The sequence below is a fragment of the Streptomyces sp. SD15 genome (genome assembly GCF_054462255.1).
Genome location: NZ_JBTLMO010000015.1, coordinates 61,937 through 83,940, shown reverse-complemented (window position 1 = coordinate 83,940; position 22,004 = coordinate 61,937). Strand labels below are relative to the sequence as shown.

The following is a 22,004-nucleotide window of genomic DNA, read 5'->3' as shown; positions in this document are numbered from 1 at the left end:
GGCGGGCACGCACGACACCCGGTAGACGTCGATGACCGCATCGATCAGCTGTCGTCGGCCCGTCGGTCTTCACGGCGCCGGGAAAGGTTCGGTAGCGGGGTGTGGGGTCCTGGGACGAGTCTGTGACGCCGCGGTGACGCGAGAGTCGGGTGTGAGCCGAAAGACTCATGGAACCATCAAGGGAAACCAACCAAGCCAGATCGCAGATCCCCCACGTGGTCGTGCGTCCGAGGTCTCCGAGTCGTGGACGATAGGGGAGGTGACGTCCGACGATGACGGTCCCACCGACACGCCGGCCACATCCCTCTCCTCGACTTCCTCCGTCTCGCCCTTCCTCCCGTCCGCTCTCCCCTTCCTTTCCTTTCCTCTCCTTCCTCCCCCGATCGACCCGAGTGAGGGAACCGATGTCTCGACTCAGCCGCGAAGAACTCGAGCGGCAGCGCTCGGCGGCAGCCTCCGGGGTGCCCCCGATCGAGGTGCTTGTGCCGGTGCCCGCCGAGGGCACCGGGAGCGGAGCCACGGTCGGCGGTATGCCGGTCACCGCCGTCCCCGGCGAGGCCGTCCAGGACGCCGTCCTGAACCATCTCCACCGCGTTGCCCTCGCCACCGGCCGGCCCGTCCTCGCCACGATCCACGACGAACGGATCGGCTTCGTCGTACCGCTCGAGGTGTGTGTGGACGGGTCGAGCCGATACGCGGGGGCGCCGGTGCGGATGACCGAGGTCCCGGTGCCGAGTGGTTCGGCACGAAGTGGTCCGGCGCAAAGTGGTCCGGCCCCGTCGACGTACACAAGTCGGGCCGTGCCGGAACCGAAGCCGCTGCCCGGGGCCGCGGTGGCGCATGCGCTGCGGGCGGTGCCGGTGCCGGTGCCGGAGCCGGAGTCGGCGCGGGATGCCGCCACCGGTGCCGTGACGCCTCCGCCGGAGGAGCTCGGCCCGGTACCCGAGCAGCAGGTTCCCGCGACGGAGGCCACGGCCCTGATGGAGGCCACGGCCGTGATGGAGTCCGAGCGGGAGCCGAAGCCCACTCCCGCGCGTGGTTTCGACGCCGTCGCGGAGTCGGTGCTGGCGTCGGCACCGGGGGAGGCGGGGGCGGCGGAGACGGAGGGCGCGGCCCTCCTCGGGGGGCCGGTGACGCGGATCAACGAGGCCGTCAGGAAGGGCCGGATCGAAGAGGCCGCGGGGCTGGCCGAGCGGGCCGTGGCGGAGGCGTCGCGGTCGCTGGGCCCCGAGCACCCGGAGGTGCTGCGGCTGCGGGAACTGACTGCGTACATCGCCTACTTGGCGGATGACGCGCTCAGGTCGTTCCATCTGTCGCTCGACCTTGCCCAGGTCCGCAGGCGTCACCAGGACCCGGACGCCGCGTACGGCAATGTGCAGAGCGCGTACACGGCCTGGCGCGCGGTCCGCGACCCCTCGCAGGGCCTGCACCTCGGACGGGACCTGATCGGCCTGTGGACCGAGCTCGTGGTCGACGGCGGCCCCGCCGCCGACGACCTCGAGCAACTCGAGTCGGCCCGTTCCCGCATGGCCCGCCTCGCCCACCGCGCAGGCGCCCGAGCCGACACCACCTAGTGCCGCGGCAGGCAACGTTTGCCCGTCAAGGAGCGGCGTCCGGTGCGTGCTCTCGGCGTGCCGGCCGGAGGCCCTCGTACTGGACGTACTTGGGTCTTCGGCCGGTGCGGCGAGAGTGCGTGCCGGGCGTCGCGACGGGGCGAACGTTGCCTGTTGCGGCACTAGCTATCCGTAGCGCCCGCGAAGATAGCGGGCGCTACGGCCAGAGGCACGCTAGGAGGACAGCTCCCACACCGCGTACGCCAGTGCGTCCGCGTTCCGGTCCAGTGCCGTGTCGTTGATGTTGGACGCGGTGTCGCAGGAGGCGTGGTAGCAGCGGTCGAAGGCCTGGCCCGACGTGCCGCCCCACTTCGCCGCCTGGGCGGCCGTCTTGATGTAGTCGGCGCCGCTGAACAGGCCGCCGACCGGGATGCCCACGTTCTTGAACGGAGCGTGGTCCGAGCGGCCGTCGCCCTCGGTCTCCGGCTCCGTCGCGAGGCCGACGCCCGCGAAGTAGTCCTTGAAGGTCTTCTCGATGGCGGGGTCGTCGTCGTAGACGAAGTACCCGGGGTTCGGCGAGCCGATCATGTCGAAGTTCAGATAGCCGCTGATCCTCGAACGATTCGCTGTGGACAGGTTGTTCACGTAGTACCTCGAGCCGACCATGCCCAGCTCCTCCGCGCCCCACCAGGCGAACCGCAGATGCTTTGTGGGCTGGTACTGCGCGCGGGAGACGGCGAGCGCGGTCTCCAGCACCGCCGCCGACCCGGATCCGTTGTCGTTGATGCCGGGCCCCGTCGTCACGCTGTCGAGATGTGACCCAGCCATGACAACCTGATTGGTGTCGCCGCCGGGCCAGTCCGCGATCAGGTTGTAACCGGTGCGGCCGGAGGACGTGAACTGCTGCAGGGTCGTGGTGAATCCGGCCGCGTCCAGCTTCGCCTTCACGTAGTCGATGGAGGCCTTGTACCCGGTGCGTCCGTGGGCACGGTTGCCACCGTTGGCGGTGGCTATGGACTGCAGCTGGGCGAGATGGGCCTTGACGTTGGCCACGGGGAGATCGGGCGCGGCGGCCGCGGCTGTAGGCGCGGGCGCCGCACCGACAGTCGCGCCGGTCGTGAGGAGCGTGACGGCCGCGACGACGGCAGCCGGGACGGCACGCCCGGGAACGGAGAGCTTCATGTGGGGGGCTCCGAATTCCTTGGGAAACCACAGGGGTTCCACAGTGAATGGGGTGCCTGATGGTGAAGCTGAGGCCAACGTTCCGTCAAGAGCGCAATCCGGTCAAGGGAGTTCGTATAGCGGACTCGACCCGTCAGGAACACTTACCGCTCACTGCACGCAGAACTCGTTTCCCTCCGGATCCGCCATCACCACCCACTTGCCCCCCGGTTCCTCGACGTGCCGCAGCGCGCTCGCTCCCAGCTCCGTCAGCCGTGCCACCTCGTCCGTGCGTCGCCCGTCGCCCGGGTGCAGATCGAGATGTAGCCGGTTCTTCACGGTTTTCGGTTCCGGCACGCGCTGGAAGAGCAGTCGCCGCCCGAGCCCGGTGCCGCTCTTTTCGTCGTACGGATCGTCCGGATGCCGTACGGCGATCAGGTCCCGGAAGGCGGGACGGCCGTGGAACTCGAGGGTGGCCTCGGCGGGCAGGGCGCCGAGGCTCAGCAGCCGTTCGACGAACGCGCTGTTGTCCTCGACGGTGTAACCGAGCGCGGCGGCCCAGAAGTCGGCCTGGGCGTGCGGGTCGGCGGCGTCGATGACGAGCTTCCAGTGCACGGGCTGCGCGGACGTGTGGGTCATGGTAACTACTTATAGTGGTTACGTGAGTGAGCGCGCAGTGGAAACGCCCGGGCCGGCCCTCGTGTCGTACGGCGGGAAGCCGTTCCTTTTCGATCCGGGAGCGCTCTGTCTGGAACTGCTGACGACGGGCGGTCCCGGCGGGTTCGCGCGCCATGAGGTGTTGCGCGAACCGGCCGATCTGGCGGCCTGGGCCGCCCGGAGCCGTCTGCCGCGAAGGCTTGAACTAGCCGTCAGTGAGAGTGAGTTGGTGGCGGCAAGGGCCCTGCGGGACGCCCTGTTCCTGCTCGCCGCGGACCGTGCCCACGGGCGCCCGTCGAAAGCCGGTGAGGCGGCGATCGTCAACGCGGCCGCCGCCGAGCCGCCGCTCACGGCTCGGATGGAAGCGGACGGCACCCGCGCCTGGGCGCCGGGCGCGGCCAGGGGCACCCAGCTTCTGTCGACTGTCGCGCGCGACGCGATCGACCTCTTCACCGGCCCGTACGCGACCCGCATCCGCGAGTGCGGAGGCCGCGACTGCCATCTGCTCTTCGTCGACACCTCCCGTCCGGGCCGCCGCCGCTGGTGCGCCATGGAACACTGCGGAAACCGCCACAAGGCCCGCGCCCACCGCGCCCGCAGGGAAGTCCCGTAACCCGCGGGGAAGTCCCGTAACCCGCAGGGGAAGTTCCCTGGCTCGCTGCCGACTCCCGCTCGTCATACGTCCGTCGGGCCGCCGCGATCTCCGCTTGATGCTCTTCCGTCGCCGGCTGATCCCGTCGATCTCCCGCCGCAGCTCGGTGAAGCGCAGCCGTTGCCGGGCGAGGAGGGCGATGAACTCGTCGAGCGGTACGGCAACGCCCGTGTCGTCCTAGGTGGTTTCGTCCTCGCCGTCGTCGCGTACGGGCTGTTCCTGCCGGTCGGCCGTGACTGGTCGTACACGGCGACGCAGTTCGGTTCGGCGATCGGGATCTCCGCGGTGACCGCGGTCTACGGCTTGGCTTCCACCGGATCGGGGCCGGTCACCGCATCAGGTTCGGCCGCCACAGTGTCCGCGTTCCGCGCGGCGCTGACGGTGCCGGTGCCGGTGCCGGTGCCGGTGGCGATGGTGCTGCTCGGCACGCTGCTCGCGGCCCTGAGCGTGCGGGCGGCGCGGCGGGCGGTGCGCAGCGCGTCGAAGGTGAGCAGCGAGAGTGCCAGCCAGACCAGCGCGAACCCGGCCCAGCGCTCGGGCGGCATGGCCTCGTGGAAGTAGAGGATGCCGAGGAGGAACTGGAAGACGGGGGCCAGGTACTGCAACAGTCCCAGCGTGGACAAGGGCACCCTGATCGCGGCCGCGCCGAAGCAGACCAGGGGAAGCGCGGTCACCACGCCCGTCGCCGCGAGCAGCGCCGCGTGTCCCGCGCCCTCCGCGGCGAAGGTCGCCTCGCCGCTCGAACCCAGCCACAGCAGATAGGCCAGCGCGGGCAGGAACTGGATCGCGGTCTCGGCGGCGAGTGACTCGATGCCGCCGAGGTTGACCTTCTTCTTCACCAGTCCGTACGTGGCGAAGGAGAAGGCGAGCGTGAGGGAGATCCAGGGCGGGCGCCCGTAGCCGATGGCGAGCACGAGGACCGCGGCGACGCCGACGCCTACCGCCGTCCATTGCACCGGGCGCAGCCGTTCCTTCAGGAGCAGCACGCCCATGGCGATGGTGACGAGCGGATTGATGAAGTAGCCGAGCGACGCCTCCACCACGTGCTCGCTGTTCACGGCCCAGATGTAGACACCCCAGTTGACCGTGATCACGGCCGCCGCGATGGTGATCAGCCCCAGTTTCCGGGGCTGCCGCAGCAGCTCGCCGAGCCAGGCCCAGCGCCGCATCACCAGCAGCGCGACGCCGACCACGGCGAGGGACCACACCATGCGGTGGGCGAGGATCTCAAGGGCCCCGGAGGGCTTCAACAGGGGCCAGAAGAGGGGGACGAGCCCCCACATGCCGTACGCCGCGAAGCCGTTCAGCAAACCTATGCGCTGCTCGCTCTTCGACGTCCCGGCCACCGGCGTCGCCCCCTCATGTCCCGCTCGTGTCCCGTTTGTGCAGCTCTCGGCTGACCGCCGCTCCCGCGCGGCCTCCAAGAAGGTAGCGCCGAGCGCCCACGCCTGTCATGCCCGTATCGCCATACGGTCATGACAGGCGGGGGGTGGGGTGGCGGAGCTCAGGGCCCGAGGCGCTCTGGGCGGGAGGTGCTCCGGGCCAGAGGGGATCAGCCCTTCAGCGCCGCCGCGATCGATTCGGCGATCGGCGTGGTCGGGCGGCCGGTCAGCCGGGACAGGTCGCCGCTGGTGACGACCAACTGGTCCTCCGCGATGGACACGTCCACGCCGGCCAGGATCGCGGCGACCGGCTCGGGCAGCCCGGCGCCGGTCAGGATGCCCGTGTAGACATCGAGGGGGACGGGGCTGTAAGCGATCTCCTTGCCGGACTGCTTGGCCACCTCGGCGGCGTACTCGGCGAAGCTCCACGCGGTGTCGCCGCCCAGCTCGTACGTCTTGTTCTCGTGGCCCTCGCCGATCAGTACGGCCACGGCCGCGGCGGCGTAGTCCGCGCGGGCGGCCGAGGAGACCCTGCCCTCGCCGGCGGCCTGGACGACGGCGCCGTGCTCCAGGACCGGGGCCAGGTTCTCGGTGTAGTTCTCGTTGTACCAGCCGTTGCGCAGCAGGGCGTACGTCACGCCGGACTCCAGGATCGCCGCCTCGGTGCCCCGGTGGTCGTCGGCCAGCGCGGCGGTCAGGGTGCCAGGAGCGCTGGTGTACGCGAAGAGTGCCACCCCGGCGGCCTTGGCGGCGTCGAGGACGACCTTGTGCTGGCCCACGCGGCCCTTGTCGAACTCGTTGCCCGAGATGAGCAGCACCTTGTCGCCGGCGGAGATGACACCGTCGAAGGTCTCGGGGGTGTTGTAGTCGGCGACCGCGATCTTCACGCCGCGGGCCGCGAATCCGGCGGCCTTCTCCGCGTCGCGGACGACGGCGATGATCTGATCGGCCGGGACCTTCTCCAGCAGCCCTTCGATGACGAAACGGCCGAGGTGTCCGGTGGCTCCGGTGACGACGATGCTCATGTCTGAAACAACTCCTCATGGGGTGCGGTCTGTCGCTAACCATAGGAGGTGCGCTAACTCTGGGAAAGTACCCACTTTGAAGTAAGGTACTGGCGTGACCGTAAGTGTGAGGGCAGTAACCCCGGATGCGACACCGGTCGGCAAGTACGACACCGGCGAGGCGCTATGTCCGTACCGCCTCGTCCTGGAGCACGTCACCAGCCGCTGGGGTGTCCTCGTACTGATCGAGCTCCTCGACCGCCCCTACCGCTTCAGCGAGCTGCGCCGCGCGATCGGACGCGTCAGCGAGAAGATGCTCGCCCAGACCCTGCAGACCCTGGAACGCGACGGTCTCGTCCACCGGGACGCGAAGCCCGTGATCCCGCCGCGCGTCGACTACTCCCTCACCGACCTGGGGCGGGAAGCCGCCGAGCAGGTGCGCGCGCTGGCCGCTTGGACCAAGGATCGGATGGACGACGTGACGAAGGCCCGCGAGGCGTACGACGAGGCCCGGACCTGATGGCCCGAGCCTCGTTGGCGTAGAAATTCGCGCATAAGTCGTACGAATCGAACCGGCGGCCTAGCCGATGACGGTCCAGGTGTCGCCGCCCGCGAGCAGCGTGGCCAGGTCGCCCTTGCCGTTCTGTTCGATGGCCGCGTCCAGCTGGTCGGCCATCTGTGTGTCGTAGACCGGGCGGTCTACGGAGCGGAGGACGCCGATGGGGGTGTGGCGCAGGGTGTCGGGGTCGGCGAGGCGGGAGAGGGCGAAGGCGGTGGTCGGGGACGCGGAGTGGGCGTCGTGGACCAGGATCTGTGCCTCGTTGTCCGGGGTGACGGTGACGACCTTCAGGTCACCGGTCCGCTGATCCCGTACGACACCTCGGGCGCCGTTCACGCCGAAGCGGATGGGCTGCCCGTGCTCCAGGCGGATCACGGCCTCCTCGGCCTGCTGCTTGTCCTTGAGGACCTCGAAGGCGCCGTCGTTGAAGATGTTGCAGTTCTGGTAGATCTCCACCAGGGCCGTGCCGGGGTGGGCGGCGGCCTGGCGCAGCACCTCGGTGAGGTGTTTGCGGTCGGAGTCCACGGTGCGGGCGACGAAGGACGCCTCGGCGCCGATCGCCAGGGACACCGGGTTGAAGGGCGCGTCCAGGGAGCCCATCGGGGTCGACTTGGTGATCTTGCCGACTTCGGAGGTGGGCGAGTACTGCCCCTTGGTGAGCCCGTAGATCCGGTTGTTGAAGAGAAGGATCTTGAGGTTCACGTTGCGGCGCAGGGCGTGGATGAGGTGGTTGCCGCCGATGGACAGCGCGTCACCGTCACCGGTCACGACCCATACGCTCAGGTCGCGGCGGGAGGAGGCGAGCCCGGTCGCGATGGCGGGGGCGCGACCGTGGATGGAGTGCATGCCGTACGTGTTCATGTAATACGGGAAGCGCGACGAGCAGCCGATACCCGAGACGAAGACGATGTTCTCCTTCGCCAGGCCGAGTTCGGGCATGAAGCCCTGCACGGCGGCGAGGATCGCGTAGTCACCGCAGCCGGGGCACCAGCGCACTTCCTGATCGGACTTGAAGTCCTTCATGGACTGCCTGGCCTCGGCCTTGGGCACCAGAGTGAGCGCCTCGATCGTGCCCGTGCCTTCCGGGGTCGTCTCAGCCATCGATGGCCTCCTTGAGAGCCGTGGCGAGCTGCTCAGCTTTGAAGGGCATGCCGTTGACCTGGTTGTACGAGTGCGCGTCGACCAGGTATTTCGCCCGGACGAGGGTGGCGAGCTGGCCGAGGTTCATCTCGGGGATCACCACCTTGTCGTACTGCTCCAGCACCGTGCCGAGGTTGTGCGGGAAGGGGTTGAGGTGGCGCAGATGGGCCTGCGCGATGTTCTCCCCGGCCGCGCGCAGCCGCCGTACGGCCGCGGTGATGGGTCCGTAGGTCGAGCCCCAGCCCAGAACCAGGGTGGTGGCCTCGCCGGACGGGTCGTCGACCTCGATATCCGATACGTCGATGCCGTCGACCTTGGCCTGCCGGGTGCGGACCATGAAGTCGTGGTTGGCGGGGTCGTAGGAGATGTTGCCCGTGCCGTCCTGCTTCTCGATGCCACCGATGCGGTGTTCCAGGCCCGGCGTGCCCGGGATCGCCCACGGGCGGGCGAGGGTCTGCGGGTCACGCTTGTACGGCCAGAAGACCTCGGTGCCGTCGTCCAGGGTGTGGTTCGGGCCCTGTGCGAACTGCACCCGCAGATCGGGGAGTTCGTCGGTCTCGGGGATGCGCCATGGCTCGGAGCCGTTGGCCAGATAGCCGTCGGAGAGGAGGAGGACGGGGGTGCGGTAGGTGAGGGCGATGCGGGCCGCTTCGAGGGCGGCGTCGAAGCAGTCGGCCGGGGTGCGCGGGGCGACGATGGGGACCGGGGCCTCGCCGTTGCGGCCGTACATCGCCTGCAGCAGGTCCGCCTGCTCGGTCTTGGTCGGCAGACCGGTGGAGGGGCCGCCGCGCTGGATGTCGATGACCAGCAGTGGCAGTTCCAGGGAGACGGCCAGCCCGATGGTCTCCGACTTCAGCGCCACGCCCGGGCCGGAGGTGGTGGTGACGGCCAGCGAGCCGCCGAACGCCGCGCCCAGCGCGGCGCCGATGCCCGCGATCTCGTCCTCGGCCTGGAAGGTCCGCACGCCGAAGTTCTTGTGCTTGCTGAGCTCATGCAGGATGTCGGAGGCCGGGGTGATCGGGTACGAGCCCAGGTAGAGGGGCAGGTCCGCCTGCTTGCTCGCGGCGATCAGGCCGTACGACAGGGCCAGGTTCCCGGAGATGTTGCGGTAGACGCCGGCCGGGAAGGTCTGGGCGGCCGGCGCGACCTCGTAGGAGACCGCGAAGTCCTCGGTCGTCTCGCCGAAGTTCCAGCCCGCCCTGAACGCGGCGATATTGGCCGCCGCGATGGCCGGCTTCTTCGCGAACTTGGCGGTCAGGAACTTCTCGGTGCCCTCGGTCGGCCGGTGATACATCCACGACAGCAGCCCCAGCGCGAACATGTTCTTGCTGCGCTCGGCCTCCTTGCGGGAGAGCTCGAACTCCTTGAGCGCCTCGACCGTCATCGTCGTGAGCGGCACGGGATGGACGCTGTAGCCGTCCAGCGAGCCGTCCTCCAGCGGTGAGGTGGCGTAGCCGACCTTCTGCATCGCCCGTTTGGTGAACTCGTCCGTGTTGACGATGATCTCCGCGCCGCGCGGCACATCGCCGATGTTCGCCTTCAGCGCGGCCGGGTTCATCGCGACGAGGACGTTGGGCGCATCGCCCGGAGTGAGGATGTCGTGGTCGGCGAAATGCAGCTGGAACGAAGAAACGCCCGGCAGGGTGCCTGCGGGCGCTCGGATCTCGGCGGGGAAATTCGGGAGTGTGGAGAGGTCGTTTCCGAAGGATGCCGTCTCGGAGGTGAAGCGGTCGCCGGTGAGTTGCATGCCGTCACCGGAGTCCCCCGCGAACCGGATGATCACCCGGTCCAGGCGGCGGACGTGTTTCGCCCCCGCCGGCTTGCGCTGTTCCCCGAGTTCTCCTAGGACTGCTTCGTCGGCATGCTCCGCTGGGCTACTGACCTTGCTGGTCACTTAACTGAACCTCCTTCGAGGCGGCTGTCCGGGAGTGGCCTTCCCGCAGGCCCTCCCAGGATCAACCCTACGTCGCTTAGGGTCGCCTTCCCGCGGCCGTTCGCATGATGGACACCATTTTGAGACGATTGGAGGCCCTGACTTGTCATGATTTACCCTCCCCCTGGGTGCTTCCTCTCCAGACGCTCTCGACTCATCCTTTGGTTCTGCGCCGGTCTCGCCTCTGACACATCTCGATACCTGACACAGTGTCAGGTCATCAGGAGTTCAGGTAGGTAAGGACGGCGAGAACACGCCGGTGGTCCCCGTCACTTGGGGAAAGACCCAGCTTCAGGAAGATGTTGCTGACGTGCTTCTCGACGGCGCCGTCACTGACGACGAGCTGCCGCGCGACCGCCGAATTGGTCCGGCCTTCGGCCATAAGTCCTAGGACCTCCCGCTCCCGCGGGGTGAGTCCGGCGAGCACGTCCTGCTTGCGACTGCGCCCGAGCAGCTGCGCGACCACCTCGGGGTCCAGCGCGGTGCCTCCCTGGGCCACCCGCACCACCGCGTCCACGAACTCGCGGACCTCGGCCACGCGATCTTTGAGCAGATAGCCGACGCCGCGGCTCGAACCGGCCAGCAGTTCGGTGGCGTAGCGCTCCTCCACGTACTGCGACAGCACGAGCACGCCCAGTCCGGGATGCTGCTTGCGCAGCTGTACGGCCGCCTTGACGCCTTCGTCGGTGTGCGTCGGCGGCATCCTCACATCGGCGACCACGACGTCCGGCAGCGCGCCCTCGGCCGCCAGCTCGGTGATGGTCTTGATCAGCGCGTCGCCGTCCCCGACACCGGCCACGACGTCGTGCCCGCGGTCGGTCAGCAACCGGGTCAGGCCCTCCCTGAGCAGCACTGAATCCTCGGCGATGACCACCCGCACCCTGTCCTCCACGATTCTCGGCCCCCCACAGCCCGTCGCCGGCCCGCGCCGGTTCGTCCCCGCCCGGTCGCTACTTGGTTTCTGCCCATACGGCAGTCCTCAGCATTCCAGCATTCGGACCAGCCTGCGCCCGGGTGACGCGAATCGGTGCACATGACTCCGGGCTTCGGCGGGGGGATTCTTCAGCCCGTCCGGCGTTTGAGGACGAGCGCGTCAGCGCGATAGGGGGTGGGGGTCTGGGGGCGCAGCCCCCAGGGGACGGGACCGGGTAGGGGCGGCGGGGGCGAAACAACCCTGGCCCCGGCCCACCGCACACCCCCCGGCCCACCGCACACCCCCCGGCCCACCGCACACCCCCCGGCCCACCGCACACCCCCGGGCCCATCGCACACCTCTCGGCGGAGCGAACCGGCTCACCCCGAGCGGAGCGAACCGGCTCACCCCGAGCGGAGCGATTCCGCTCACCCTCGCCAGGGCAGCTCCGCAGTGATCCGGGTGGGCCCGGCCGGGGGCGAGTCCACCACCAGGATCCCGTCCACCGCGTCGAGCCGCTCCGCAAGCCCCGCCAGCCCGGACCCCGCGGAGACATCGGCGCCGCCCACCCCGTCGTCGACGACCTGAAGCATCAGCCGGTTGTCGACGTGCCAGACATCGACCGTGGCGTGCCTCGCGCTGGAGTGCTTGCTGATGTTCTGCAGCAGCTCGGAGACGGTGAAGTAGGCGATGCCCTCGATCGCGGGGGCGGGCCGGGCGGGAAGGTCCACCTCCACCTGCACCGGCACCGTGCATCGCGAGGCCACCGAGGACAGCGCGGCGTCCAGCCCGCGGTCGGTCAGCACGGCCGGGTGGATCCCGCGGGCCAGATCCCGCAGCTCCTGCAAGGCCGTCTTCACCTCACCGTGCGCCTCGTCCACCATCCGCGCCGCGGCGTGCGGATCCTCGGTGAGCTTCTCCTTGGCCAGGCCGAGCCCCATCGCAAGGTTGACGAGCCGGGCCTGCGCCCCGTCGTGCAGATCCCGCTCGATACGGCGCAGATCGGCCGCGGCGGTGTCGACGACGACCCCCCGGTCCGACTCCAGTTCGACCACCCGCGTCGCCAGCCGCGACGGCGCGAGCAGCCCCCGCACCATCAGCCGGTCCACCGAGGTCAGCGCCCGCACGATCCACGGCGTGGCTATGGTGATCAGCAGCCCCAGCAGCACCGTGACCATGAGCTCGAAGGGGTTGTCCAACTGGACGCTGTGGGTGTCGTCGCCGAAGATCTGAAGGCCGTCCTGTCCGGCGTACACCGGGAAGACCCAGAACCACAGCGGATACGTCAGCATCGTCCAGCCGCACGCCCAGAAACTCAGCGCCACCGAGAACGAGAACACCGCCCACGGGAACTGGATCAGCGTGTACAGCAGCTGCCGCCACGACGAACCGCTCTTCAGCATCGCCCCCATCCACGCCATCACCCCCCGCTTCTTTGCTCGCGGCGGCTCCGGCGTGGCCACCTCGACGCCGAGCAGCCCGCGCGCCCGCGCCCGCTCCAGCGCACCGAACCCGCGGCAGCCCGCCAAGGTCGCGGCGAGCACCGGTATCCCCAGGAAGGTGACCAGCAGCCCGGCACCGAGCGAGAACATCGTGACGGCGAACGTGAACATGATGATGCCGAGCGGCAGGCTCAGCATCACGTAGCTGAACTCGCGCCAGCTGCGGGCCTCGATCGGCGCCCGCAGCGGTGCCGGGAGGCGGTGCCGCCGCGCCTCGGCACCCGCCCCGTGGAATCCGGGCCCGCTCCCGTGCCCGTACCCCTGTCCGTACTCCGTGGCCATCGGTGTCGTCCGTTCTGCTCGTCCTGCTCGTCGGCTCGTACCTCCACCTTGTTGTCCCCGGCCCTTTCCGGCCATGGAGCGGGTCGGCGTCTTGGAGCGGGGGTTTTCCCTACCTCGGAGCCGGCCGGAGACCGCCGGAGACCTGCGGGGGCGTACGGAACGTCACGACGGCGGCAGCCGTACGAGGCAGGCGCCGACGGAACCTCGAAACGACCGCACCCGCGCGGCACGGCTACCGCGCGGAACGGCACGACGACTATCAGGCGCTACGGCTACCGCGCACCACCGCTACCGCGCGCTACAGCTACGTCGCGCTACGGCTACCGCGCGGTCTCGTCCCCCCGGTCCCGCCACGGCAGCTCCGCCGTGATGGTCGTCGGCCCGCCGGGCGGAGAGTCGATGACGAACAGCCCGTCCACCGCGCCGAGCCGGTCCGCGAGCCCCGCCATCCCCGTACCGCCGTCGAGGCCGGCCCCGCCGTGCCCGTCGTCCCGGACCTGTATGAGCAGCCGTTCGTCGGTCCGCCACACGTCGACGGACGCGGACCTCGCTCCGCTGTGCTTGCTCACGTTCTGCAACAGCTCGGAGACGGTGAAGTAGGCGATGCCCTCGATGGCCGCGGCCGGTCGCGTCTCCAGGTCGGCCGTCACCTTCACCGGCACGGTGCAGCGCGAGGCGACCGACGACAACGCCGCGTCCAGGCCCCGGTCGGTGAGGACCGCAGGGTGGATACCGCGGGCCAGGTCGCGCAGCTCCTGCAGGGCCAGTTTCACCTCGCCGTGCGCCTCGTCGACCATGGCCGCGGCCGCGTCGGGATCTTCCAGCAGCTTCTCCTTGGCCAGGCCGAGCCCCATCGCGAGGTTGACGAGCCGGGCCTGCGCCCCGTCGTGCAGATCCCGCTCGATGCGGCGCAGGTCGGCCGCCGCCGTGTCGACCACGACCCCGCGGTCCGACTCCAGTTCGGCGATGCGCCGCTCCAGCTCGTCGGAGGGCGACAGCAGCCCGCGCACCAGGGCCCGGTCCACGTTCGTCAGCCCCCGCGCGATGAACGGCAGCACCGGCCACAACACGAACAGCGACGTGAGCGTGACCGTGAAGGTGACGATGCCCCACGGCAGCCGAATGAAGTCGTACAGCACCGTTCGCCAGCCCACCGGGTCCTTCAGGCTCGACCACAGCCAGGCGAAGAAGCCGGTCCGGCGCACCGGCAGCGGGCTCGGCTCGTCGATCCGCACGCCGAGCAGCGCCCGCGCCCGGGCCCGCTCCATCTTGCCCAGCTGCCGCGCGCCGAGCAGCCCGCCCGCGAGCAGCGGCAGGCCGACCACTGTCACCGCGAGCGCCGCTCCCGTGGATATCAGTGTCACGACGTACACGAAGCCGAAGATCGAGACCGGCAGATTGGCGAGGAGATGCGCGATCTCCGCCCACGTCCGTCCGTTCAGGGCGAGGCGGGCGGGAGGCAACTGGTCGCTGCCGGAGGTCCCGTCGGCGGTCGAACCGGCGCTGGAACCGGCGGTCGAGCCGACGGTTGAGCCGGAAGTCGTGTCGAGCGTCCCGTCGGGCGCCCTGCGGGAGGTCCCGCCGGATATCCCGTCCGACAGGACGTCCGGCAGGGCGACAGAGGTGATGCGTTCGGTCATATCCGTTAGCCTGCCCGGCCGCGAGCCGCCGCGCCATGAGGTGGACCGCCACGATCCCCTGGGGAAAACCCCACCCCCTGAGGTGAAACCGCACGAGCCCGCAGGATGAAACGGGATGGGCCCGCGAGATGAAGCGGGATGCCCCGAGAGATGAAACGGGATGGGCCCACAGGACGAACGGGATGGCCCCGCGAGGTGCAAGGGAACGGGAGATGGAATAAGAGGGCGAGGGGATGGCAATGGGATGGGCCCGCGAGGTGCAATGGGACGTGACCGGGACGTACGGACGGGAGTCCCGAGGCCCGTGAGCCGCACGAGCCGCATGCGTCCGCGAGGTACGGACAAGGATCCCGCGGCGGATGGGCCGGAGGCGTCCACGATGGCCCAGCCGTGACGGGCTGCTTACCGTTTCTTTAGCAGGCCCTAGACTCCCGTCCGTACAGATCGTCGAACAGGGCGCATCACAGAGTGCGCGACGGTGCGCACGACGGGGCGCAGCGAGGTCAGGGAGTGAGGGGCTGACGTGCCGGAACCGACCGTTGTCACGGCGACCGGGACCGTCGTCGCGGCGGACTACTTCCAGTCCTACTCGGTTGTCGGACTGCTCGCCGTCGTGGGCGTGCTCTTCGTCGCCGTCGCCTTCGGGGCGGGCCGCCTGCTGCGGCCGGTGGTCCCCACCCCCGAGAAACTTCTGACGTACGAGTGCGGCGTCGACCCCGTCGGCGAGGGCTGGGCCCACACTCAGGTCCGCTACTACGTCTATGCCTTCCTCTACGTGATCTTCGCAGTCGACTCGATCTTCCTCTTCCCCTGGGCGACCGTCTTCGCCGCGCCCGGCTACGGCGCGGCGACGCTTGTGGAGATGTTCATCTTCCTCGGCTTCCTGGCCGTGGGCCTGCTGTACGCATACAAGAAGGGCGTCCTGACATGGACGTGACCCCGGAGACCTCAGAGCAGCCGGTTCTGCTGCCGGAGCCGAAGCGGCTGGGCGCGCTCTCCCGCCTGGCCCCCGAGCCGATGAAGGTGGTCCTGAACTGGGGCCGCCGCTACTCGCTGTGGGTCTTCAACTTCGGCCTCGCCTGCTGCGCGATCGAGTTCATCGCCGCGTCGATGGCCCGCCACGACTTCATCCGCCTCGGCGTCATCCCCTTCGCGCCGGGCCCGCGCCAGGCCGACCTGATGGTGGTGTCGGGCACCGTCACGGACAAGATGGCCCCGGCCGTCAAACGCCTCTACGAGCAGATGCCCGAGCCCAAGTACGTCATCTCCTTCGGCGCCTGCTCGAACTGTGGCGGCCCGTACTGGGACTCGTACTCCGTCACGAAGGGCGTCGACCAGATCATCCCGGTGGATGTCTACGTCCCCGGCTGCCCGCCCCGCCCGGAGGCCCTCCTCCAGGGCATCCTGAAACTCCAGGAGAAGATCGCCCGTGAGTCGCTGGGCGAGCGCTACGGGTCCGGGGCGGCGCGTCCGTCCGCGGCCGCGCTCCAGAGCGGCCTGGTGAAGCCGCCCGTGCCCGTCCCGGGGGAGGACCGATGACCGTCGGCTGGCTTCCCGGCCCCGCCGAGGAACTCTTCGGCCCGGACGCCACGGCCGAGGAGTCGTACGAGGTCCTGACGGTCGACGTGCCGCCGACCTCCTGGATCGAGGCCCTGCGGACGGCCCGATCCACCCTGGGCTGCACCTACTTCGACTGGCTGAGCGCCGTCGACGAACCCGGCACGGGTTTCCGCGTCTCGGCCCACGTCGTGGCGCTCTCCCCGGTACGCCGTCTTCTCGTCCGTACGACGGTCCCGCACTCGGCACCTGTCCTCCCGTCCGCGGTGTCCGTGTACGCGGGCGCCGGTTGGCACGAGCGCGAGACCCACGAGATGTTCGGCGTCACCTTCGAGGGCCACCCCGGCCTCGATCCGCTCCTCCTCCCGGAGGGCTTCGAGGGCCATCCCCTCCGCAAGGACTTCGTCCTCGCCGCCCGCGTGGCCAAGGCGTGGCCCGGCGCGAAGGAACCCGGGGAGCCTGCGGCGGGTGCTGGCCACGGTGGGCCGAAGCGCCGCCAGATGCTTCCGCCCGGCGTCCCCGACCCCAACGAGTGGGGCCCCCTGAAGGGCCAGCTTCCGCCGGCCCCGGCCCGCCCGGCCCGCGGCGCCGCCCGTGCCGCCGGCGACCGTCCGGTACGCCGGGCACGTACGGCGGGGGAGGGCTCGGCAAGCCAGGCCACCGGCGCCGGTGCCGCCGCCGGTGCGGGTACGCGGACTGGCGCCGCTGCGGACGCCCCGGCACCGCCGCGCCGCGCGCGCAGCGCGAGCCAGGGCTCGGCAAGCCAGCAGCAGACCGAACCCCGCCCCCCGGCCGGCGACCAGCAGGCAGTTCCGGCCCCGGACCAGCAGGTAGCTCCTGCCCCCGACCAGCTGAAGGCTGCGGGGACTCCTGAGGCTCCTGCGGCTGCGGGGACTCCCGCGGCTCCTGAGGCTCCTGAGGCTCCTGCGGCTCCGGGGACTCCCGAGGTTCCGACGACCTCTTCGGCCCCGGGGCCGACAGCTCCTGCGGGCCCCCGCCGTGCGCGCAGCGCGAGCCAGGGCTCGGCTTCGCAGCGGGCGGAGGGATCAGAGGGAACGGCGGAGGGCGCCGGGCCAACACCTCCGGGCACCGGCGAGACAACGGTTCCCGCCACACCGATGCCCCCCGCCGCGCCGCGCAGCTCGGATGCCCCGTGGCACCACGCCCGCCCCGCCTTCGACGAGCCCGAGGCGAAGCGCGAACCCACCGGGGCGCAGCCCGAGGTCACCCCGGAATCCGAGGAATCCCCGAAACCCGAGGCCCCACAACGACCCGAGGCCCCACAACAACCCGAGGCGACCCCGAAACCCCCGACCGAGACAGCCTCCGACCAACCCCAGACTGACTCCACCCCTGACCCCGAGGCACCCTCCGGAGGCACGCAGTGAACGACGCTCTGGACGTCGCCCTGCGACTCCTCATCGTCTTCGTCGTCTTCCTGACGTTCCCCCTGATCGTCGGTCAGACCGAGCACAAGGTGATGGCCCACATGCAGGGCCGCCTCGGCCCGATGTATGCGGGCGGCTTCCACGGCTGGGCCCAACTCGTTGCGGACGGCGTGAAGTTCGCGCAGAAGGAAGACGTCGTCCCCACGGGTGCGGACCGCCGTATCTTCCAACTCGCCCCCGCCGTCGCCCTCCTCCCGTACCTCCTGGTCCTTCTCGCCATCCCCATCGGCCCGGGCGAGGGCGCCGTCGGCGAGGTCGTCGACGCGGGCATCTTCTTCGTCCTCGCCGTCATGGGCGTGGGCGTCCTCGGCTCGCTGATGGCAGGCTGGGCCTCGGCCAACAAGTTCTCCCTCCTCGGCGGCCTCCGCACCGCCGCCCAACTGCTCGCGTACGAACTCCCGATGCTGCTGACCGCCGCCTCCGTCGCGATGGCGGCCGGTACGGTCTCCCTCCCCGGCATCGTCGACGCCTTCGAGTGGTGGTGGCTGCCCTGGCAGATCGTCGGCGCGATCGTCTTCTTCGTGGCGGGCCTCGCCGAACTCCAACGGCCGCCCTTCGACATGCCCGTCGCCGACTCGGAGATCATCTTCGGCGCGTACACCGAGTACACGGGCCTGCGTTTCGCCCTGTTCCTCCTCGCCGAGTACGCCGGAATCGTCGTCCTGTGCGGTCTGACCACCGTCCTCTTCCTGGGCGGCTGGCACGGCCCGTGGGGCGCCGACGGCCTCGGTTGGGTCTGGACCCTCCTGAAGGCGGCCGTCCTCGCCTTCGTCGTCATCTGGCTGCGCGTCACCTACCCCCGCCTGCGCGAGGACCAGCTCCAGAAACTCTCCTGGACCGTCCTCGTCCCCCTCTCCCTCGCCCAGATCGCCCTCACCGGCGTCGTCAAGGTGGTGATGTAACCGTGGCCCCGATCCCCGGCGCCGGCCTCGCCAAGGGCCTGGCCGTCACCCTCCGCACGATGACGAAGAAGACCGTCACCGCGCAGTACCCGGACGCCCAGCCCGAACTTCCGCCCCGCTCCCGCGGCGTCATCGGCCTCTTCGAGGAAAACTGCACGGTCTGCATGCTGTGCGCCCGCGAGTGCCCGGACTGGTGCATCTACATCGACTCCCACAAGGAGACGGTCCCACCCGCCGCCCCCGGTGGCCGCGAGCGCAGCCGCAACGTCCTCGACCGCTTCGCCATCGACTTCTCCCTGTGCATGTACTGCGGTATCTGCATCGAGGTCTGTCCTTTCGACGCGCTGTTCTGGTCCCCGGAGTTCGAGTACGCGGAGACCGACATCCACGAACTCACCCACGAACGCGACAAGCTCCGCGAGTGGATGTGGACCGTCCCGCCCCCGCCCGCCCTCGACCCCGCCGCCGAGGAACCGAAGGAACTGGCCGCCGCCCGCAAAACCGCCGAGAAGCTCGCCGCCGAGGCAGCCGAACCCGCTCCCGAGGCAGAACAGCCAGCCCAGACCGAGCCCCCGGCGCCAGGCACGTCCAGGCCGGCGAAGCCGTCCGAACCCTCCCAGCCCTCCGAGCCAAGGGAGGGCGAGTCGTGACCCTCGCAGCCGCCACGGCATGGGCTACATCCACAACCACAACCACCGCCGCCGAAAGCCACGGCTTCCTCTCCCCGACCGGTGTCGAGATCGCCTTCCTCCTCGTCGGCCTGGTCACCTTCGGCGCCGCGATCGTCACCGTCACCACCAAGCAGCTGGTGCACGCCGCCCTGTGGCTGGTGGTGGCGCTCGGCGGTCTCGCCGTCGAGTACCTTCTGCTCACGGCCGAGTTCATCGCCTGGGTGCAGGTCCTCATCTACGTCGGTTCCGTCGTCGTCCTCCTCCTGTTCGGTCTGATGCTCACCAGGGCCCCCATCGGCCGCTCCCCGGACGCCGATTCCGGCAACCGCTGGGCCGCCCTGACCGTGGCCGTCGCCGCGGCCGCCGCCCTGGTCTGGGTCGTCGTCGACGCCTTCCGGACGACCTGGGTCGACCTGGACGGCCCCGCCGTCGGCTCCACCGAGGTGACCGGAGCGAGCCTCTTCCAGAACTGGGTGCTTCCCTTCGAAGCGCTCTCCGTCCTTCTCCTCGCCGCCCTGGTCGGCGCGATCGTCCTCTCTCGCAAGGCGGACGCGGACGCGGCGACCACCGCGGGCGTCCCCGCCGGCGGGACCGTCCCGAACTCCCGCATCGACGGCGCCCGGAGCGACAAGGAAGGCACCCGCTGATGCACCTCGCCTATCCCGCCGTGCTCTCCGCCCTTCTCTTCTGCACCGGCCTGTACGGAGTTCTCGCGCGCCGCAACGCGATCCTTGTTCTGATGTCCGTCGAGCTGATGCTCAACGCCGTCAACCTGAACCTCGTCGCCTTCGACGTCTGGCTCTCCAAGGCGGCCCGCGACACGCTCCACTCCGGCCAGGCGCTGACCCTGTTCACCATCGCCATCGCCGCCGCCGAGATCGGCATCGGCCTGGCGATCGTCCTCGCCGTGTACCGCAACCGCGGCACCTCGGACATCGACAAACTCCGCGACACCGCCGAGGGCCCCGCAACGGACGGCCCGGACGGCGACGGCCCCGAAGGTGACGGCGCCGAGGAAGCCTCCGTCACGGCAGACGAGAAGGCTGAGGCCACCGCGTGACCACGACCACCCTCGCCGTCCTCGTCCCCCTCCTTCCGTTCCTGGGCGCCGCGGCCGGACTCCTCCTCGGCCGCACAGCCCCCGGCTTCGTCCGCCCCCTCGCCGTACTCCCGCCCCTCACCTCGCTCGTCCTCGCCGTACTGGTCGCCGTACGCCAGGGCGGCGACCAGGCCGTCGACGCCGCCACCGAGCTCACGCCGACCGGCTCGGTCCCCATCGAACTCGCCCTGTACATCGACGGCTTCGCAGCCCTCGTCGCTGTGCTCGTCTGCGCCGTCGCCTCCTGCGTGCAGATCTACTCGACGGGTTACCTCCGCGACGACCCGCGCTACCCCTCGTACGCCGCCCTCGTCTCCCTCTTCACCTCCGCGATGCTGCTCGTCGTCTACTCCGGCGACCTGATGGTGCTCCTGGTCGGCTGGGAGATCATGGGCATCTGCTCGTACTTCCTGGTCGGTCACTACTGGGAGACCCCCGAGGCTCGCGCCGCCTCGATCAAGGCCTTCCTGGTCACCAAGCTCGGCGACGTCCCCTTCCTCATCGGTCTGTTCGCGCTCGCCACCGACGCCGGGTCCTTCCGCATCACCACGGTCCTCGGCACCGTCGCAAGCGGCGGACTGCACCACCCGACGCTGATCGCCCTGCTGCTCCTCGCCGGTGTGGCGGGCAAGTCGGCGCAGTTCCCGCTGCACACCTGGCTGCCCGACGCGATGGCGGGCCCCACCCCCGTCTCCGCGCTGATCCACGCCGCGACGATGGTCGCCGCCGGTGTCTACTTCGTCGCCCGCCTCCTCCCTGTCTTCCAGGCCTCCTCGGCCGCGATGGTCGTCCTCGCCGTCATGGCCGCCGTGACGATGGCCGGCTCGGCGCTCGCCGCGCTCGCCCAGGACGACATCAAGCGCGTCCTCGCCTACTCGACGATCGGCCAGCTCGGCTACATGACCGGCGCCCTCGCCGTCGGCGACCGCGGCGCCGCCGTGTTCCACCTCCTTGCGCACGGCGCCTTCAAGGCGCTGCTGTTCCTTGCCGCAGGCGTGATCATCCACGCCGCCGGCACCAACTCGCTGGCCGTCATGTCCCGCATGAAGGACCTGCGCACCCGCGTCCCCGACGCCTACTGGACGATGACCGTGGCGCTCCTCGCGCTCGCCGCGATCCCGCCGTTCAGCGGTTTCTTCTCCAAGGAGGCCGTCCTCGGCGCCGCCGAGCACGTCGCCATCGGCCACACCGAACACGCCCCCGGCGCCGCGGGCTGGATCGTCCTCGTCGCCGGCCTGATCAGCGCCGTACTCACCGCCGCGTACGCCACCCGCCTGTGGCTGCTGGCCTTCCGCGGCCAGGGCGCCGAGGCCCCCGACCACGGCAGGCAGCCGCTCACCATGACGGCCGTCCTGTGGGTGCTCGCCATCCCGTCGCTCGTCTTCGGTCTGACCTACAGCCCGCTGCCCGACTGGTTCGACGGCCGCGACCTGACGCCGGTCCTCACGACCTCCGTCCTCGGTACAGGTCTCGCCCTGGTCGGCGGAGTCGTCACCTACGGCGCCTGGCGGCACACCAGCGCCCTGGCCGCGCGCGTCCCGCTGGGTGCGGTCGTGGCCCACCCCGACGCCGACGCCGGACATGTCGAGGCCGAGGCCATCGCGCTCCACACGCCTGCGTTCGGAGACGTGGCCTACGCACCCGACCCGGCAGACCCGGGACGGCTGCTGCTCGGCCCGCTGCACCGCCACGCGGCCGTCGGCTTCCACCTCGACGCCGTGTACACGACCCTGTTCGTCCGCCCGGTCCAGGCCGGAGCCGCACTCGTCCGGTTCCTCGACCGCGAGGTCGTCGACACCTACGTACGCGGTGCGGGCGCCCTACCCCGCTGGCTCGGCACGGCCGTACGGCGTGCGCAGACCGGCAATGTGCAGACCTATGTGAGCGCGCTGCTCGCCGGCACCGTCGTCCTGGTGGTCGCCGCCCTCCTCGTCGCCACGGGAGCGTGA

General features: G+C 70.2%; 20 protein-coding genes. 11 read left to right on the top strand and 9 right to left on the bottom strand.

Annotated features, from left to right (window positions below; translation table 11 throughout):
- The first annotated feature begins 404 nt into the window (after positions 1–404).
- On the top strand, positions 405–1,574 hold the full coding sequence (locus ACX28W_RS17140; RefSeq protein ID WP_458999814.1) for a tetratricopeptide repeat protein: 1,170 nt from the start codon (positions 405–407) through the stop codon (positions 1,572–1,574).
- 213 nt (positions 1,575–1,787) lie between these two features.
- On the opposite strand, the gene ACX28W_RS17135 is transcribed toward ACX28W_RS17140, so the two are convergent.
- Positions 1,788–2,735: a M28 family metallopeptidase gene (locus ACX28W_RS17135; protein ID WP_458999813.1), complete on the bottom strand. Its 948-nt coding sequence runs from the start codon at positions 2,733–2,735 to the stop codon at positions 1,788–1,790.
- A gap of 150 nt (positions 2,736–2,885) precedes the next feature.
- Positions 2,886–3,353 (bottom strand): VOC family protein, encoded by a 468-nt coding sequence (locus ACX28W_RS17130; protein ID WP_458999812.1) that lies wholly within the window; start codon positions 3,351–3,353, stop codon positions 2,886–2,888.
- On the opposite strand from ACX28W_RS17130, the gene ACX28W_RS17125 reads away from it, so the two are divergent.
- Positions 3,352–3,984: a CGNR zinc finger domain-containing protein gene (locus tag ACX28W_RS17125; protein ID WP_458999811.1), complete on the top strand. Its 633-nt coding sequence runs from the start codon at positions 3,352–3,354 to the stop codon at positions 3,982–3,984. The genes ACX28W_RS17130 and ACX28W_RS17125 overlap by 2 nt on opposite strands.
- Before the next feature lie 335 nt (positions 3,985–4,319).
- On the opposite strand, the gene rarD is transcribed toward ACX28W_RS17125, so the two are convergent.
- Positions 4,320–5,369 (bottom strand): EamA family transporter RarD, encoded by a 1,050-nt coding sequence (gene rarD, locus ACX28W_RS17120; RefSeq protein WP_458999810.1) that lies wholly within the window; start codon positions 5,367–5,369, stop codon positions 4,320–4,322.
- 206 nt (positions 5,370–5,575) lie between these two features.
- On the bottom strand, positions 5,576–6,430 hold the full coding sequence (locus ACX28W_RS17115; protein WP_458999809.1) for an SDR family oxidoreductase: 855 nt from the start codon (positions 6,428–6,430) through the stop codon (positions 5,576–5,578).
- A gap of 106 nt (positions 6,431–6,536) precedes the next feature.
- Here ACX28W_RS17115 and ACX28W_RS17110 point away from each other — a divergent pair, with 106 nt between their 5' ends.
- Complete coding sequence (locus ACX28W_RS17110) at positions 6,537–6,929, top strand: winged helix-turn-helix transcriptional regulator (RefSeq protein WP_458999915.1); 393 nt, start codon at positions 6,537–6,539, stop codon at positions 6,927–6,929.
- Positions 6,930–6,989: 60 nt separating this feature from the next.
- Here ACX28W_RS17110 and ACX28W_RS17105 read toward each other — a convergent pair whose 3' ends face one another.
- The 5 genes from ACX28W_RS17105 to ACX28W_RS17085 form a co-directional block, all read right to left on the bottom strand.
- Positions 6,990–8,069: a 2-oxoacid:ferredoxin oxidoreductase subunit beta gene (locus ACX28W_RS17105; RefSeq protein WP_458999808.1), complete on the bottom strand. Its 1,080-nt coding sequence runs from the start codon at positions 8,067–8,069 to the stop codon at positions 6,990–6,992.
- A complete protein-coding gene (locus ACX28W_RS17100; protein WP_458999806.1) occupies positions 8,062–10,002 on the bottom strand; it encodes a 2-oxoacid:acceptor oxidoreductase subunit alpha in 1,941 nt (646 codons plus the stop codon). The genes ACX28W_RS17105 and ACX28W_RS17100 overlap by 8 nt, the downstream gene beginning before the upstream one ends.
- A 259-nt stretch (positions 10,003–10,261) precedes the next feature.
- Entirely contained in the window at positions 10,262–10,921 is a 660-nt protein-coding gene (locus ACX28W_RS17095) for a response regulator (RefSeq protein WP_458999914.1), read from the bottom strand.
- A gap of 461 nt (positions 10,922–11,382) precedes the next feature.
- The gene (locus tag ACX28W_RS17090) at positions 11,383–12,738 is read right to left on the bottom strand and encodes a sensor histidine kinase (protein ID WP_458999805.1); all 1,356 of its coding nucleotides are present in this window, start codon (positions 12,736–12,738) and stop codon (positions 11,383–11,385) included.
- Between the two features lie 320 nt (positions 12,739–13,058).
- Positions 13,059–14,378 (bottom strand): sensor histidine kinase, encoded by a 1,320-nt coding sequence (locus tag ACX28W_RS17085; RefSeq protein WP_458999804.1) that lies wholly within the window; start codon positions 14,376–14,378, stop codon positions 13,059–13,061.
- Positions 14,379–14,901: 523 nt separating this feature from the next.
- Here ACX28W_RS17085 and ACX28W_RS17080 point away from each other — a divergent pair.
- From ACX28W_RS17080 to ACX28W_RS17045, 8 genes are read left to right on the top strand one after another with little or no spacing between them, the layout of a single operon-like run.
- The gene (locus ACX28W_RS17080) at positions 14,902–15,315 is read left to right on the top strand and encodes an NADH-quinone oxidoreductase subunit A (RefSeq protein ID WP_326786120.1); all 414 of its coding nucleotides are present in this window, start codon (positions 14,902–14,904) and stop codon (positions 15,313–15,315) included.
- Positions 15,306–15,917, top strand: coding sequence for an NADH-quinone oxidoreductase subunit B (locus ACX28W_RS17075; protein WP_458999803.1), 612 nt, complete (start codon positions 15,306–15,308; stop codon positions 15,915–15,917). The genes ACX28W_RS17080 and ACX28W_RS17075 overlap by 10 nt, the downstream gene beginning before the upstream one ends.
- Positions 15,914–17,323 carry an NADH-quinone oxidoreductase subunit C gene (locus ACX28W_RS17070; RefSeq protein WP_458999802.1) on the top strand — a complete coding sequence of 470 codons (1,410 nt, stop codon included), beginning with the start codon at positions 15,914–15,916 and terminating at the stop codon, positions 17,321–17,323. Before ACX28W_RS17075 ends, ACX28W_RS17070 begins: the two co-directional genes overlap by 4 nt.
- Positions 17,320–18,285 carry a complex I subunit 1/NuoH family protein gene (locus tag ACX28W_RS17065; RefSeq protein WP_458999801.1) on the top strand — a complete coding sequence of 322 codons (966 nt, stop codon included), beginning with the start codon at positions 17,320–17,322 and terminating at the stop codon, positions 18,283–18,285. Before ACX28W_RS17070 ends, ACX28W_RS17065 begins: the two co-directional genes overlap by 4 nt.
- A 2-nt stretch (positions 18,286–18,287) precedes the next feature.
- Positions 18,288–18,935 carry a NuoI/complex I 23 kDa subunit family protein gene (locus ACX28W_RS17060; RefSeq protein WP_458999800.1) on the top strand — a complete coding sequence of 216 codons (648 nt, stop codon included), beginning with the start codon at positions 18,288–18,290 and terminating at the stop codon, positions 18,933–18,935.
- Positions 18,932–19,603 (top strand): NADH-quinone oxidoreductase subunit J family protein, encoded by a 672-nt coding sequence (locus ACX28W_RS17055; RefSeq protein WP_458999799.1) that lies wholly within the window; start codon positions 18,932–18,934, stop codon positions 19,601–19,603. Before ACX28W_RS17060 ends, ACX28W_RS17055 begins: the two co-directional genes overlap by 4 nt.
- Positions 19,603–20,016 (top strand): NADH-quinone oxidoreductase subunit NuoK, encoded by a 414-nt coding sequence (gene nuoK / locus ACX28W_RS17050; RefSeq protein ID WP_362065318.1) that lies wholly within the window; start codon positions 19,603–19,605, stop codon positions 20,014–20,016. The genes ACX28W_RS17055 and nuoK overlap by 1 nt, the downstream gene beginning before the upstream one ends.
- Complete coding sequence (locus ACX28W_RS17045) at positions 20,013–22,004, top strand: NADH-quinone oxidoreductase subunit 5 family protein (protein WP_458999798.1); 1,992 nt, start codon at positions 20,013–20,015, stop codon at positions 22,002–22,004. The genes nuoK and ACX28W_RS17045 overlap by 4 nt, the downstream gene beginning before the upstream one ends.

Coding starts and splice junctions, on each gene's coding strand:
- ACX28W_RS17115 (WP_458999809.1), bottom strand. CDS start 6,430: ATGAGCATCGTCGTCACCGGAGCCACCGGACACCTCGGCCGTTTCGTC.
- ACX28W_RS17140 (WP_458999814.1), top strand. CDS start 405: ATGTCTCGACTCAGCCGCGAAGAACTCGAGCGGCAGCGCTCGGCGGCA.
- ACX28W_RS17135 (WP_458999813.1), bottom strand. CDS start 2,735: ATGAAGCTCTCCGTTCCCGGGCGTGCCGTCCCGGCTGCCGTCGTCGCG.
- ACX28W_RS17070 (WP_458999802.1), top strand. CDS start 15,914: ATGACCGTCGGCTGGCTTCCCGGCCCCGCCGAGGAACTCTTCGGCCCG.
- ACX28W_RS17090 (WP_458999805.1), bottom strand. CDS start 12,738: ATGGCCACGGAGTACGGACAGGGGTACGGGCACGGGAGCGGGCCCGGA.
- ACX28W_RS17075 (WP_458999803.1), top strand. CDS start 15,306: ATGGACGTGACCCCGGAGACCTCAGAGCAGCCGGTTCTGCTGCCGGAG.
- ACX28W_RS17105 (WP_458999808.1), bottom strand. CDS start 8,069: ATGGCTGAGACGACCCCGGAAGGCACGGGCACGATCGAGGCGCTCACT.
- ACX28W_RS17125 (WP_458999811.1), top strand. CDS start 3,352: ATGGTAACTACTTATAGTGGTTACGTGAGTGAGCGCGCAGTGGAAACG.
- ACX28W_RS17085 (WP_458999804.1), bottom strand. CDS start 14,378: ATGACCGAACGCATCACCTCTGTCGCCCTGCCGGACGTCCTGTCGGAC.
- nuoK (WP_362065318.1), top strand. CDS start 19,603: ATGCACCTCGCCTATCCCGCCGTGCTCTCCGCCCTTCTCTTCTGCACC.
- ACX28W_RS17130 (WP_458999812.1), bottom strand. CDS start 3,353: ATGACCCACACGTCCGCGCAGCCCGTGCACTGGAAGCTCGTCATCGAC.